This window comes from uncultured Oribacterium sp., assembly GCF_902481605.1.
Classification (GTDB): domain Bacteria; phylum Bacillota; class Clostridia; order Lachnospirales; family Lachnospiraceae; genus Oribacterium; species Oribacterium sinus.
On record NZ_CABSXI010000004.1, the window covers coordinates 27,550 to 42,071 of the forward strand.

Annotated in this window: 10 protein-coding genes; 8 read left to right on the top strand and 2 right to left on the bottom strand. The window is 44.1% G+C overall.

What is annotated here, in order from left to right; translation table 11 throughout:
- Positions 1-68: 68 nt before the first annotated feature.
- The 5 genes from RDQ32_RS01570 to RDQ32_RS01590 all read left to right on the top strand — a co-directional run bounded on the left by RDQ32_RS01570 (position 69) and on the right by RDQ32_RS01590 (position 6,626).
- Positions 69-1,811, top strand: a complete 1,743-nt coding sequence (locus RDQ32_RS01570) for an ABC transporter ATP-binding protein (protein ID WP_308578869.1) — start codon at positions 69-71, stop codon at positions 1,809-1,811.
- Positions 1,808-3,544 carry an ABC transporter ATP-binding protein gene (locus tag RDQ32_RS01575; protein ID WP_308578870.1) on the top strand — a complete coding sequence of 579 codons (1,737 nt, stop codon included), beginning with the start codon at positions 1,808-1,810 and terminating at the stop codon, positions 3,542-3,544. The genes RDQ32_RS01570 and RDQ32_RS01575 overlap by 4 nt, the downstream gene beginning before the upstream one ends.
- 170 nt (positions 3,545-3,714) lie before the next feature.
- Complete coding sequence (locus tag RDQ32_RS01580; RefSeq protein WP_308578871.1) at positions 3,715-4,299, top strand: MptD family putative ECF transporter S component; 585 nt, start codon at positions 3,715-3,717, stop codon at positions 4,297-4,299.
- A gap of 17 nt (positions 4,300-4,316) precedes the next feature.
- Entirely contained in the window at positions 4,317-5,051 is a 735-nt protein-coding gene (locus RDQ32_RS01585; RefSeq protein WP_308578872.1) for an energy-coupling factor transporter transmembrane component T, read from the top strand.
- 117 nt (positions 5,052-5,168) lie between these two features.
- Positions 5,169-6,626, top strand: a complete 1,458-nt coding sequence (locus RDQ32_RS01590) for an ATP-binding cassette domain-containing protein (protein WP_308578873.1) — start codon at positions 5,169-5,171, stop codon at positions 6,624-6,626.
- Here the strand turns inward: RDQ32_RS01590 and RDQ32_RS01595 are convergent.
- Together RDQ32_RS01595 and RDQ32_RS01600 are read right to left on the bottom strand one after the other, a co-directional pair.
- A complete protein-coding gene (locus RDQ32_RS01595; RefSeq protein ID WP_308578896.1) occupies positions 6,576-7,013 on the bottom strand; it encodes a hypothetical protein in 438 nt (145 codons plus the stop codon). The two genes, RDQ32_RS01590 and RDQ32_RS01595, sit on opposite strands and share 51 nt — an antisense overlap.
- Before the next feature lie 5 nt (positions 7,014-7,018).
- Positions 7,019-7,672 (bottom strand): DUF3990 domain-containing protein, encoded by a 654-nt coding sequence (locus RDQ32_RS01600; RefSeq protein WP_308578874.1) that lies wholly within the window; start codon positions 7,670-7,672, stop codon positions 7,019-7,021.
- Positions 7,673-7,955: 283 nt separating this feature from the next.
- Between RDQ32_RS01600 and RDQ32_RS01605 the strand changes: the two genes are divergently transcribed.
- From RDQ32_RS01605 to RDQ32_RS01615, 3 genes are all read left to right on the top strand, one after another.
- A complete protein-coding gene (locus tag RDQ32_RS01605; RefSeq protein WP_308578875.1) occupies positions 7,956-9,986 on the top strand; it encodes a leucine-rich repeat domain-containing protein in 2,031 nt (676 codons plus the stop codon).
- Between the two features lie 296 nt (positions 9,987-10,282).
- Positions 10,283-13,285, top strand: coding sequence for a leucine-rich repeat protein (locus tag RDQ32_RS01610; protein WP_308578876.1), 3,003 nt, complete (start codon positions 10,283-10,285; stop codon positions 13,283-13,285).
- A 7-nt stretch (positions 13,286-13,292) separates the two neighbouring features.
- Positions 13,293-14,459 (top strand): glycerate kinase, encoded by a 1,167-nt coding sequence (locus RDQ32_RS01615; RefSeq protein WP_308578877.1) that lies wholly within the window; start codon positions 13,293-13,295, stop codon positions 14,457-14,459.
- The last annotated feature ends 63 nt before the right edge of the window (positions 14,460-14,522 follow it).

Here is a 14,522-nt window from a genome sequence, read left to right on the forward strand (position 1 = left end):
ATTTATGCTTATTATCCATTATTTTGTTATTTTATATAGTAAACACTAACAATATTTAGGAGGCCTCCATGAACGTTTACAAAAAAGTATTTCGCTACGTTCCGGAAAAAACTGTACCGGGAATCCTTTCTATCCTGACTTCCCTCCTTTCCGGAGTGATTCTGGTCTACGCCTATATGCTCCTCTACTTCTTTCTGGAAAATCTGATCCTTTTCCGAGACGAAGGGCAGAGCTACATCTTGAGTCTGAAAATTGTTCTTGCCCTTACTCTGGCAGGACTTTGCTATCTCTTCTCCGGTGTTTTATCCCACATCTTTGCCTTCCGCCTGGAGACGAATCTCCGAAAAAAAGGGATTGAGGGTTTGGCATCCGCTTCATTTCGTTTTTATGACCTGCACTCTTCCGGCTATATTCGAAAAACCATTGACAGCAATGCAGAGAAAACCCATCAGGCAGTGGCCCATATGATTCCGGACAGTGCGCAGGCCTTTCTTGTGCCTCTTCTCAGCTTGGCTCTTGGCTTCTTTGTGAGTCTTCGGGTGGGGGTGATTCTCCTGCTTCTTGTTCTTATTAGCGGCTTCTTCCTACAGAAAATGATGGGCGGCAGCCAATTTATGAGCTTGTATCAGGAATCCTTAAACCATCTCAGTGCAGAAACCGTGGAATACGTTCGGGGTATTCAGGTCGTAAAGCTCTTCGGAAACCGCCTGCAAAGCTTCAAAGCCATGAAAGAGGCCATTGAAAGCTATGCAAAGTACGCCTATGAATACAGTTTAAGCTGTAAAACTCCTTATGTTCTCTACCAATGGATCTTTTTAGGCTTAATTCCGATTCTGTCGATTCCCCTGTCCTTTCTCCTGGTAAAAGAACCCCATCCCGAAAAACTAATCATCGATTTGATTATGATTTTCTTTCTGGACGGCGTCATCATGGTGGCTTTCATGAAAATCATGTGGTCCGGCATGTACATTTTCAATGCAAACTTCGCCATCGATGAAATGGAAAAGCTCTACAAAGCAATGCAGGAAGACAGCCTCCAATACGGCAGGGAAGAAAAGTTCCAAAATTACAGTATGGAGTTCCAAGATGTAGATTTCTCCTACGGAGACAAGAAGGTTTTGGAAGGTCTTTCCTTCCGCTTGGAAGAGGGAAAAAGCTATGCCCTTGTGGGGCACTCCGGTTCGGGAAAATCCACCATTGCAAAGCTTTTTTCCGGTTTCTACAAAGCGGATAAAGGACAGATTCGAATCGGGGATCTCCCCATTGAAAACTACAGCAAGAATGCCCTGTGTAAAGCCATCTCCTTCGTTTTTCAGGACAGCAAGCTTTTCCATAAGACGATTTATGAAAATGTACTATTAGGTAAACCCGATGCTACTCCGGAAGAAGTCCATCACGCTTTGGACTTGGCAGGTTGCAGAGAAATTCTGGAGCGTTTTCCCGAGAAAGAAAATACCTTAATCGGTGCAAAAGGCGTTTACCTTTCCGGTGGCGAAAAGCAGAGAATCGCCATTGCCAGAGCCATCTTAAAGGATGCTCCCATCGTGATTCTGGACGAAGCCAGTGCCTCCATCGATGCGGATCAGGAGTATGCCCTGCAAAATGCCTTTAAGAATCTGATTCAAGGGAAAACCGTGATTATGATCGCCCACCGTCTTTCCAGTATTCAGGGCCTGCATGAAATCCTGGTTTTGGAAGAAGGAAAGATCCTGGAACGGGGAAGCAGTAAGGAGCTTTTACAAAAAGACAGTCGCTATAAAAAGCTCTGGGAACTGTATCAAACTACGGAAGATTGGAGGATAAACAAATGATGAATTGGTTCAAAAAACAGTTCTCCCTTACGGAGCAGGGAGCGAAAAACCTGCAAAAAGCCAGTCTCTACTGCTTTCTTACCTATTGCATCAACATGGGACCCGTTATGCTCTTACTCTATCTCGCAAAGCTCCTTCTGGAAAATGCGGCTAGGACGACCTTTTCGCCATGGGAGCTGATTGTTTCGGCGCTCGGTATCCTGCTCCTCCTCTACCTCCTGCTTTCCAAGGAGTATATCTGCCTCTATAATGCGACCTACAAAGAATCGGCAAACCTGAGAAAAAATATTGCAGAAACCCTGGCAGACCTTCCCATTGCCTATTTTTCCAAGCATGACTTAAGTGATTTATCGGAAAGCATTATGTCTGACGTGGAGAGGATTGAACACGCTCTAAGCCATTCTGTTCCCAAAATCGTGGCGATGATTTTCTTCTTCCCGATTATGGGAATCCTCATGTGCTTCTCAAACTGGAAGCTGTCCCTTGCCACCCTTCTCCCCACGATTTTCAGCTTTCTTTTGATTCCCTTATCCAGAAAGCTCGTAGTGCAAAACAATCAAAAGTACTATCATCTTTTGCGGGAAAATGCGGAAGCTTTTCAGGAACACATCGACCTACATCAGGAAATCAGCAGTTTTCTTCCTGACAGGGAGGTTAGAGAGGCCTTATTTCAAAAAATGGACGTGCAAGAAAAGCTCCACTTGAAGACGGAAATGGGATCCTTTATCGTCATGGGATGCTCTTCCATATTTGCATTCCTAAGTGTGGCTACGGTAATATTCGTCGGTTTCCCGCTTTATCAAAATGGCAGCCTTTCCCTCCTCTACTTCTTGGGCTTTATCATTGCTTCCATGAAGTTAAAGGAAATCTTCGACATTTCCAAAGAAAGCCTGATGGAAATTTTCTATATTGCACCGGCGGTGCAGCGCATCTCCGAAATCAAGGCTGCAAAGAAGCAGGAAGGAGAGAGTACAGCGCTTTCCGACTTCTCCATTGACTTTCAGGATGTGTCCTTCTCCTACAACGAAGACAGGGCGATTCTGAAAGATGTTTCCATGTCGGTAAAGGAAGGGGAACTTTTCGCTTTGGTGGGCCCCTCCGGCTGTGGAAAAACCACCATTTTACGCCTGCTGTCCAGACTCTATGACGCAGATGCCGGAAAAATTCTCATCGGCGGAAAGGATTTGCAAAACACGGCGACAGACTCCATTTTCCAAAAAATCGCCATGGTCTTCCAGGAAGTGAACCTCTTTAATACCACTATCCTGGAGAATATCCGTCTGGGTAGAGCAGATGCCACGGACGAAGAAGTGCGGGAAGCAGCACGTCTTGCGAACTGCCTGGACTTTATTGAAAAGCTTCCCGAGGGCTTCCAAACAAGAATCGGAGAAAACGGCGCGGAACTCTCCGGCGGAGAAAGACAGCGACTTTCCATTGCCAGAGCCTTCTTAAAGGATGCGCCCATACTTCTCTTAGATGAAATTGCCGCAAATCTGGATATTGATAACGAAAGAAAAATCCAGGAAAGCCTCAGTAGCCTAATCCGCGGGGAAAACCGAACCGTGGTTCTCATTTCCCACCGTTTGAAGTCCATCGAGAAAGCAGACCGCATCTTAGTGCTGTCCTCCGGAGAGGTGGACGCCGTGGGCACCCACGAAGAACTGCTGGAGCGCTCCAAAGTCTATCGGAACCTGGTAGAAAAGAGCAGACTTGCAGAGGAATTTAGCTATTAAAGCCGTATCGAGAAAAACTCCAAACCTTATAAAACGGATTCCGGAATACTCCGGAACAAGGGAAGAAAATCCGCTCTTGAAAGGTGCTTACTTCATGAAAGTAGTTTTTCGTTATGAAAGTAGCTTACGTCATAAAAGAAGCTTTTCGTTATGAAAGGAAGATTTGCGTTATGAATAGAAACAAACTGACCATTAAAGACCTGGTGTCTATCGGCGTTTTTGCCGTGATTTACTTTATCTGTATGTTTGCCGTCGGAATGATGGGTGTCATTCCGATTTTATATCTTGTCTACCCAGCTGCCTACGCGCTTATCGGAGGGCCTATTGTCATGCTCTTTATGGCAAAGGTAAATAAGCCCTTTGGGCTTCTCATTTTCGGCATGATTGCACCCTGTATCATGTTCCTCTTTGGGCATACCTTTGTGGTTCCTCTCCTCTCCCTTCTCTTCTGCCTCCTTGCAGAAGGAATCCGCCGGATGGGAAAGTATCAATCCGGCTCCGCCACAATGCTAAGTTATGCAGTGTTCAGTCTCTGGCCCTGCAATTCCCTTATGCAAATGCTTCTTCTGAAAGAGCGTTATATGGAGATGGTGATAAAAGAAATGGGAGAGAACTACGGAAACGCCATTGAAAAATTGCTCACCGCACAAAATATGGCTATCGTTTATGTCTGCACCTTCCTTTTCGGCCTTCTCGGTGCCTTTCTTGGAAGAAAGCTATTGAAAAAACATTTTGAAAAAGCAGGAATTGTATAGAAACACGGAGCAGAACAATGCAAGATAAAAACTCTTTGAAATCCGCAATAAAAGAAAAACCTTGGGCGGAAAAGCGGAATCCCTTTAATCCAAACCCAATTACCAAGCTTCTCGTTTTACTGTTTTTGGGCTTCACGATTATGAACTATCTCCCCTTTTACAGCGAATGGGCAGTGGTGCTTCTCTTCTCTCTCTTCTTCTTTCTGAATGGATTTCGAAGAACTGCGCTGTTCGCCCCCCTTGTTTTCGCCGCCCTTTGCTTTGTTCCCGGGTACTCTGCGCAGTATTTTATGCCGCCTCCCTTACGCATCCTCTTTTCCTTCCTTTATCTTTTTCACCTGCTTTTTTTGCCCTATCTTGCAGGAAGCTTTTTTATGAAAACTTCGGATGTAGGCGCTATCTTAAGCTCCATGGACTTTCTTCATATCCCCCAATGCATTTCTATCCCTGTTGCCGTGATGTTCCGTTTTTTCCCCGCCTTTACGGAAGAGAAGAAAGCCATTGAAAGAGCCATGAAGATTCGAGGAATTCATACCCGGAACCCGATTCAAAATCTCCTCTATGTCTCCATTCCGCTCCTCATCATTTCCTCCAATATCGCGGAGGATATTGCAAAGGCGGCGGAGTGCAAATGCATCGAGAATCCCATCAAAAAGACGCGTTACAATACGGTTCACCTGCAAATCGTAGATGCAGTTTTTTTATTTTGTATCCTGCTGATACTGGGGCTAAGCTATTTTGGAATTCGGTGACGACACTATTTCTTCCGGATTCGACTAAAAAGCAAAAAGGAAGAATCCATCCCCTTCTTTATCCTGCTTGGATTAGAAATGAACTTGTATAAAAAAAGACGGTAAAAAGGAGTTGCTATGCTTTCTTTCGAAGATTTTTCTTTATCCTACGGAGATTCCGCTCCGGTACTACAGGACATTAGTCTTACGATAAAAGAGGGGGAATGTCTGCTTCTTACGGGAGAAAGCGGAAGCGGGAAATCCTCCCTGATTCATGCAGTAAACGGCCTGGCTTATCAGTACGACAACGGAAAAAGCAAGGGAAAACTCCTTTTTCAGGGAGAAGAACTCTCTTCCCTTCCCATTTACAAAATCGCCCTACGAATCGCCACCGTTTTTCAAAATCCGAAAACCCATTTTTTCAACATAAACACCACAAAAGAATTGCTTTTCACCATGGAAAATATGGGACTGAACCGCGAGGAAATGGACAGGCGAATGGAAGCGCTTCTCTCCATTTTCCCCATCGAAAAACTGCTTGGGCGAAATATCTTCGCCTTATCCGGAGGCGAAAAACAGATTCTCGCCCTTGCATCCGCCTACCTCTCCGGCTGTCCCTTCCTGGTTCTGGACGAGCCCTCTTCCAACCTGGACGAAGGCTCTATTGCCGTTCTAAAAACCATGCTCCACACCCTGAAAGAAAAAGGAATTACGATTCTTGTGGCTGAGCACCGCCTTTATTACCTGATGGATATTGTTGACCGAGTGGCATTTTTAGAAAAGGGAAGACTCTGCAAGTTATTTTCCCGAGAGGATTTTCTGGCACTTCCGGAGGAAAATATCAAAGCCATGGGGCTTCGTGCAAGAACGAAGCCAAGCCTTTCTCTTCCGGAATGGAAAAATGAAGGAGCGCTAAGATATTATAAAGAAGAGGGCTTTGCCTCTTTTTCCCTTGGGAAAATTTACGGCATTGTGGGAGAAAACGGAATCGGTAAATCCACCTTTCTTCGCAAACTCAGCGGCTTAGAGAACGAAAAAGGTAGCCATTTTTCTCTTTTCGGAAAAGAACTCTCAAAAAGACAGCGTCTTGCTCTTTCCGCTATGGTTATGCAGGACGTGAATCAGCAATTATTCGGAGACTCCGTGGAAGAAGAGATGGAACTGGGGAAGACAGGAAAAAAACGAAGTCTTAAAGAGAGAAGCGAAGGGATAATAGATGGGCAAGAAAACGAACAAAAGAAGACAAAGCCACATCATGCGACAAAAGAAGAGCTCCTTAGCGCACTGGGACTTTCCGCGCTAAAAGACCGCCATCCCATGAGTCTTTCCGGCGGTCAGAAGCAACGTCTTGCCCTTGCCGCAACCCTCTATCAGGAGGCAAAGCTTTTCTTTTTTGATGAACCTACCAGCGGCATGGATCAGAAAAATATGCTTCGTATCGCCAGCCTCTTAAAGTCTGCCATTCGAGAGGATCGAATCTTCTTTATTGTGTCTCACGACTACGCCTTTTTACAGGAAGTGGCGGATGAGGTGGTGGAAATATGCTTACTCAATATTGGTGATTTTCAGTCTGTTCCCAACCTTCTTAACCGCTAACTCGAGGTCTAAATCATGCAGACCGCCATATGCTTTTATCAGATATTCAATCGGAACATTTTTAACAACTTCACTACTCGGAATATTGTAATACCATTGATAGTAAGCATAGAATTCACCTATCCAATCGGGCACAAAGCCTTTCATAGAATCACCTTTTTGTAACGCAAAGCCTTCTGTTTTACAGAAATAATTCCATAATTCAGAATGATCCATAGTATTCACATAGGCTTGCCCTTCGTCTATGCTTTTTCTGGTTTTACTGTTCATATAAGCCTGAATAAAATCAGCGGTATCTTTTTCCGGATAATTATGCGCAACAAAATCAAAAAGCTTTCCCTGATTTTCTACGACATCCCCTAAATAAGCTTCTGAATATGCCTGCATTTTCATTACCTCTCTAATATCGTACTAAATACATTCGTAACCTTATTTGCATCGGAATCCACCAGTTTGCGCATTTTTTCTCTTGCACTGACATCTCTCTCGTTATATTTTTCATTGAATTCTTGAAAATCCACACAGGTCAATTCCGCTTTTATTTCAAGCAGTTTTTCATAGGCACGTTCGGATTTTATGCAGTATTGAATCCCTAACCCTCCTAAGGACAAGAGTTCCTCCAGAATTTCAACATCAATATTATCCCGGACAAACTCCCTTGCGATGTAGAAATACGAAGCATTTGCTCTCCAGCCTGTAATCACATCATAATCTTCAGAATCAATTCCATATTTCTCAATAAATTTTCTTGATAAAACCCTGTATCTCTTCGAATCCGCAGCCTCTCTATGTTTCATCAGCTCCGCAAGCCAGGAGAGAATATTATGCTCTTGAAAGTCTAAGACTTTTAAGTCTGTTATATCCAAGCTAAATTTATGAACCCAACCATTCCGCTCATCCGGTCTGCAAACCGCCCATTCTTTCGCAAGTTCAAGGTTCTCGGTAAGATAAAATCCTTTCCCATAGTCATGTTTTTCGTCACCTAAACCATATCGGGGAGAAACCTGTTGATTTGGGCTGCCATGATATAAAATGATTTGCTCCATTCGTAGTTCCTCCTAAACAAACATCTTGTAAAAAAATATATTGAATTTCTCTCTTTATTTATTGCTCATTTTGCTCTTTATAATATCGTGCACAATAGATTTAATCAAGATTTTCCATCGTACGGAAGAGCCATTCCCGGCTACACATAAACGCATCTTTTTCTTTCTCTATTTTTTCAAAAAAGGCTTCTATTAGCCTTCAAAAAGAAAGAAGAATCCCTGCCCAAAGCCTCACTACCGTGCTATACTGGAGAAGTCAGAATACAAGAAGGAGCGTAAAGCAATGACTCTTACAAAAATGGAATGTCCCAACTGTCACGGCACCTTGCATATTCCGGAGGGAATGAAGGAAGGCTTCGTGACCTGTGAATATTGTAAAACCAAGGTCTACATCGAACCTAGCAAACCGAATATCACCCAGAACATTCATATTGATAATGTTAATTTGGGACAGCAGAAAAGCGCTCCTCCGGCAAGGCAGGAACTCAATGCCGTACAGACGCTTGTTCTCATGGGTACAATACTATCTGCCATCTTAATACTTTTCGTCAGCAATACATTTCGTGCGCCTCATAAAAGCGTAAGTCTGACTACGGCGAAGTTTCGAACTGTGCCGGAGGATGAAACCGTAAAAAGCTTCGTAGAAACGGCCTTCGGAAAGAGCTTGAAGGATATTACAAGGGAGGATTACAACTCTCTTGCTTTCCTGTCCATTCATAAAGCCAGCAAGGCCGGTTCCGACCAAACGGAGAAGTGGCAGTTTGACTATGCAAAGTCTATGAATGAGGATGGCACAGCCAAGGACCCGGAAACGCTTTATTTTCCTATCACTGATACCATTGATGAAGCGGATATGCAGGTTTTTACAGGCCTAGTTAAGCTCTCCCTTGGATATCAGGTGCACTTCGACTATAGTGCCAACTCCGATGCGAATACCCTGAAGAGTCTGACCAATCTCCGCTATTTTTCCGGAGAATATGAGGATTTCCGAACTCTCGCAAAGCTTTTCGCGAATCCCGAACAGATTCTTGGACTCTACAACATTACTCTGGACGATGATGCTACCGGTGATTCCTACTCCGGCGAGGATGCAGAAGGGGAAGATCAGGACGCGCCCTTTAAAGCATTTTCTTCTCTGGAAGAGCTCACCCTTCATATCGATGATGACTATACGAAGGGGCTTCTGTTCCTTCGAAACTTTCCAAAGCTCAAGACGCTTGCTCTGGAGCTTAATGCGGACAAAAGCCCCATGGATCTTTCTCCCCTTTCCTCTTTAAGCAGCCTAAACAGTCTGGACCTCTTGGGAACAGGAGATAGTTCCGTGGAAAATGTTGCCGTACTTTCCGGTATGCCCCAGCTGGAGCGGCTCTCCTTACGGAATTTAAAGGATGTAAAGGACTTGAACTTCGTGCAAAACATGCCGAAATTAAAATCCCTAAGTTTAGTAGACCTTTCAATTTTGAATCTGGACGGCTTATCGGGACATCTTTCCTTAAACAGCCTCTCCATTGACTGCTCTTCCCTGGAAAATGTTAATGCTCTTAGTACCCTCAGTTCTTTACAGACGCTTTCCTTCGGGTATCACACGTATCAGCTTCCTGATTTACACGGCTTAAGCGCCTTGGAAAATGTGAACTGCTATTCCCTGGATCGGGATTCCATTGCCCACATGCCTTCCATAAAGACGCTGACAATCCATAACTATAGTATTGAATACAGTGCAGATTTTCTGCAGGGAATGAATGCATTAACGGATTTAACCATTGTGGGAAACGGCATTATCGGTGCAGTGCAGCCGGACTTGGGACCTGTCCTTCGGACCCTTCCCGCTCTTACACATCTGGAATTCCAGGATTTGCCCTTTGATAAATATACGGATTATACCCAAACTTTTACAAATAACGGGGCCAAAGAGCTTATTTTCTCTCCGAACAAAAGTCGCTCATCCAGTGACTATCCTGTTCTTCCCGTTTCTCTAAGCCACATGGAGGACGACAACACGGTGGAGAGCCTGACCCTCACAAACGCAACACTCAAGAATTTGGACGATGAATCGGATGATTTTTCCACTAATGCAAAGTCTTTCCTCTCTCATTACAAGGCCTTAAAGAGTCTGAATATCAGTGACAATAAACTGCAAAGCTTGGATTGCCTGGAAGGTCTGACTACCCTGGAGGAGCTGGATTTCTCAAATAACTATATCTCCGACATTTCCGTTCTTCGGAATCTTCCCAACCTAAAGAAGGTGAAAATGAGCGGAAACCCCATCGTAAATGCGGAGCTGCTGCCGGATGGTGTGGAAGTAATGAAATAAGCGAATACTCCAAGAGCCACTGAAGTCTCCCTTCAGTGGCTCCGGTTTTCCTATGCATGGATAGCCATTAATCCACCTCTATCAAATTATGTTCCTCTAATGTGCTCTTTCCTGAACGTACACTCTCGATAATTGGGGATTATCATTTTTTATCCGTATGAATCTTACGTTTTAGATGATAGATTACTTTATAATTATCTCTTAAAAAATAGCAATATTGCTATAATTTAATGCATGTGGTATTCTTTTCTACAGAAGCCAAATGTGAACTTGTAAAACAATATATGAGGAGAAAAATGAGAAAAAGAGCAAAAAAAGCATTGGCATTACTTCTGGCATTATCTTGCAGCTTTTCTACCTATGTTTCTGCAGCAACTATCGCAAATGAGACGGTACTGTCTGAAGGAATAAAGCAAAGTTTTCCGGAAGAAAAGAGTACAAGTTCTTCTGAAAATGTGATGGAAGAAAATGCACTTGAAGAAAACGTAATGGAAAAAAATGTAGTCGAAGAAAAACATGAAGTCGAAAAAGAAATTACAGAAAGAGAGTCTGAGGCTACCGAAGAGAACGCATTTTATGCCGAAAAAGCACTTTCCGGTGTGCTTATTACGGTGCAGGCTGATTCCGGGGTATTTCCAAAGGACGCGACTTTACGAGTAAGAAAGCTCTCTAAAGTTGAGGAACAGAAGGTGGATTCCGCTGTAAAAGAGAAGCTTCAGGAGAATCAGGAAAATCTTCTTCAGAGCATGATTTTTGATATCTCGGTGCTCAATCAGGAAGGAGAAGAAGTGCAGCCGGATACTGCAAAAGGGGAAGTGAAGGTTCAATTTTCCAATATTCCCTTTTTACAGGAAGATGCGGAAAAACAGATTTCCGTGTTTCATCTGGATAGTGTTGATGCAACTGCAGAGAAGTTAGAGACAGAAAAAATAGAGGAGAAAGAAAATGCAGTAGAAGTATCGGCGGAGCATTTCTCTTTATTTGCTGTTTCTTTGGTTAAAAAAGAAAATACTTTTTCGGATACGGTAGCGGTGGAGTTAGGAGACACAATCAGTCTTTATAAACTGCTTAGGCAGGATGTTTTGCGTTGTGAAGCGATGAAAGAGACGGATCCCGCTGCTGTTCGTCTAAAGCATGACGGAGATGGGCAGGTCGCCATTGAGGCCTTGCACGAAGGAACAGCCAGATTACTTATAACCATAAAAGATGACCTGGGGGAGAAAAAAAAAGAATACCGGATTATCGTACAGAAAGCATCTCTTAGTGGAAGAGCAGGGAAGGAGATTGAATATAGTTTAACAGGCCCCGAAAATGATATGACTCTGACACTACGGGGAAGAGGGGAAACGGATGCATTTGAACTGGCTCCCTGGGAGCCCTATAGGAATAAGATTCGGAGAGTCATTATAGAAGAAGGGATAGAAAAGTTGCATGTGGAGATGGAAGCCTTTGGCAGCATGGAACATCTGGAGACGGTGAGCCTTCCTTCTACCCTGAAGGAAATACCGGACCATGCCTTTTATCATTCAGAAAACTTAGGAGATGTCACCATTCCTGCTTCCGTACGGAGGATTGGAGAGAAGGCATTCTACAAGTCTAAAGGAAATGGAAAGAAAAATGCGATTATCAATCATTCTCCGGTATTTATGAGTGAAAAAGGAAGCATGCAGTATAATCCCGCGTTTACTTCCGTACAGCAAACTGCCGGGGAAGAAGAACAGGAAGTAAAAAAGTGGAATATTTCCATGAAAAAGGTGAATTTTTATACACTTCCGGAAATCAACAAATGTTTCTTTGAGCTGGAGACGGAAGGGAATGAATATGCAAACTTTTATCTGTATACGACAGAAGATCCAAGTGAAGTAGTTACCATAAAGAATTTTACCGATAACAGCGGAAGTTTCAATAGAGACCTGAGACTGATCTTTTTTTCAAGCGGAAACGGATGGCGGCTTCCCGGAACAAATAAGAAATTTACTTCTTATCTATTTGATTTTAGGAATACAGACCTATTTTCCTTTTTACCGGGGCACACCTACTATTGTACATTTTTAATGAATCCGGGAGGCAGCACCAAACCATATAGTGAGACGCAATTGTTGCAAAAAGTGGTTACCGTGTCGGATGAGGCGCGCTTACCCCGCACCGACGGGAATTTTAGCTGGCAATTAACAGGAGAAAAGAACCCCTATACGCTTACAATAGAAGGTAACGGGCGGATGCAGGGTCTTACTGCAAACGGAGAACTTCGCTCATGGAATAAGCTCTTGCATGCTCTCGGAAGACAAGCACATCTGGAATTAAAGGGGAATATTACAGCACTGGATCCCCATGCCTTAGATGGCATCACTTACATTAAGAAGGGTTTAGTGTTGCCGGATTCTATCGTAGAAATAGGGGATTCTGTTTTTTATAAAAAATCGATAGGAGGCAATCTTGTCTTCCCGAAGAATTTAAAGAAAATAGGGAATTCCGCTTTTCGTAATCTTTCTTACAAGGGAGATTTATCCTTGCCGGATGGACTGGAAAGTATCGGGGAAAGTGCTTTCCGTGACTTGAAAGAGGCGAATACCCTCACGATTCCCTCCTCCGTTACAGCTATCGGGACAGGCGCTTTCTATAAAGATCAGATGAGCTATAAGGGAAAGAATCGTATAGAAAATCACTCTTCCGTGAAAATTGGTACACGATATGTGAACCCGCTTTTTACGGACTACAAGCCGGATGATTCCGGAGAAGCACCGATTCCGTCTTATTCCGGAAGTGGCAATGGCGGCTCCGGCAGAGGCGGTAGTTCCGGAGGTAGTGGCGGTTCCGGTGGTGGAAGCAGTTCAGGCGGTAGTGGCGGAACACCGATGGTTTTAGGGGCAGACCGCAATCTGCCCTCCAATGTAAACTGGCAAAGAGACGCAAAGGGCTGGTGGATTCTGAACCCGGATGGAACGTATCCCAAGGCACAGTGGTTATGGATTAATAATCGTTGGTACTATTTTAATCAAGAAGGCTATATGTTCACCGGCTGGCTTTTCTATAACAATGCCTGGTATTATTTTGAAGAAAATGAAGGCAGTGAGCAGGGAAAGATGAGCCTTGGCTGGAAGGAGATTCGCGGCTTCTGGTATTACTTCAGTGAAGAGGTCGGTGCGGAAAATGGCAAGATGCGTACCGGTTGGCAGGAGCTTAAAGGCAAGTGGTACTATCTGAACCCTCAGGCCGGAGCGGATAACGGAAAGATGCTTTTCAATACCAAGGTTGAGGGTTATCCTCTTGGCTCGGATGGTGCTTGGCAGACAGCGTAGGCAGATTATGAAAATCCTTATTGCTATAGATTCCTTTAAAGGAAGCCTCTCCTCTAAAGAAGCGGGCGAGGCCATAAAAAGCGGTATTTTACGGGTAGTTCCTGATGCTGATGTTGTAATTTCTCCTCTGGCAGACGGAGGAGAAGGCACCGTGGAAACGCTGGTGGAAGCCTTAGGAGGAAGCTTGGAAACAGTCCGGGTAAAAGGGCCGTTGTTTCAAGAGGTGGAAGCTCATTACGGTATTCTTTCAGACTCGCAATATTCCCCAAAAGATGGGAAGCTTGCTGTCATGGAAATGTCTCAAGCTTCCGGCATTACCTTGCTTTCTCCGGCGGAAAGAAATCCACTGAAAACCAGTAGCTACGGCGTTGGGCAAATGATTTTAGATGCCTATTACAAGGGCTGTCGTCGCTTTTTAATCGGCATCGGCGGTTCCGCCACAAATGACGGTGGAATCGGAATGTTAAGCGCCTTAGGCTTTCGTTTTACGAAGGAAGACGGAGAAGAAATTCTCCCTATCGGAGAAGGACTGAAAGACTTGGCCGGGATAGAAAATACTTCTGTACCGGAGGGTTTATTACAGTGCTCCTTTCAGATTGCCTGCGATGTGGAAAATCCTCTTTATGGGGAAAATGGATCCAGCCTTATCTTTGGCTTTCAAAAGGGCGGAAACAAGGAAATGCTTTCCCAAATGGATCTTTGGATGAAGCATTATAGTGAGCTTGTAAAAGAATATAACCCTGCTGCCAATCCGGAAGCTCCAGGCTCCGGAGCCGCCGGAGGGCTGGGATTTGCCTTTCGCAGTTTTCTTCAAGGAGAACTAAAATCCGGTGTTTCCTTGGTTTTGGAAGAAACCGGGCTTTCCGAGAAAATGCAGGGAGCTGATTTAGTGATTACGGGAGAAGGAAGGCTGGACGAACAATCCTCCATGGGAAAAGCACCAATCGGTGTGGCAAAGCTGGCCAAAGAACAGGGAATTCCGGTGATAGCCTTTGCAGGAGCCGTTACAGAAGGAGCAAAAGCCTGTAACCAAGTCGGAATCGACGCCTACTTCCCCATCCTAAAAGAAATCATTACTTTAGAAGACGCCATGAAAAAAGAAACTGCCAAGAAGAACTTGGCAGATACTGTGGAACAGGTGATGCGGCTCTACCGCCTACAGCATAAAAAGTAATAGAAAAAAGAAGCTGAAAGAATCACAATAATTTTGATTCTTTCAGCCCCTTTTTTTATGCCT

Coding starts and splice junctions, on each gene's coding strand:
- RDQ32_RS01590 (WP_308578873.1), top strand. CDS start 5,169: ATGCTTTCTTTCGAAGATTTTTCTTTATCCTACGGAGATTCCGCTCCG.
- RDQ32_RS01575 (WP_308578870.1), top strand. CDS start 1,808: ATGATGAATTGGTTCAAAAAACAGTTCTCCCTTACGGAGCAGGGAGCG.
- RDQ32_RS01580 (WP_308578871.1), top strand. CDS start 3,715: ATGAATAGAAACAAACTGACCATTAAAGACCTGGTGTCTATCGGCGTT.
- RDQ32_RS01595 (WP_308578896.1), bottom strand. CDS start 7,013: ATGCAGGCATATTCAGAAGCTTATTTAGGGGATGTCGTAGAAAATCAG.
- RDQ32_RS01570 (WP_308578869.1), top strand. CDS start 69: ATGAACGTTTACAAAAAAGTATTTCGCTACGTTCCGGAAAAAACTGTA.
- RDQ32_RS01605 (WP_308578875.1), top strand. CDS start 7,956: ATGACTCTTACAAAAATGGAATGTCCCAACTGTCACGGCACCTTGCAT.
- RDQ32_RS01615 (WP_308578877.1), top strand. CDS start 13,293: ATGAAAATCCTTATTGCTATAGATTCCTTTAAAGGAAGCCTCTCCTCT.
- RDQ32_RS01600 (WP_308578874.1), bottom strand. CDS start 7,672: ATGGAGCAAATCATTTTATATCATGGCAGCCCAAATCAACAGGTTTCT.
- RDQ32_RS01610 (WP_308578876.1), top strand. CDS start 10,283: ATGAGAAAAAGAGCAAAAAAAGCATTGGCATTACTTCTGGCATTATCT.
- RDQ32_RS01585 (WP_308578872.1), top strand. CDS start 4,317: ATGCAAGATAAAAACTCTTTGAAATCCGCAATAAAAGAAAAACCTTGG.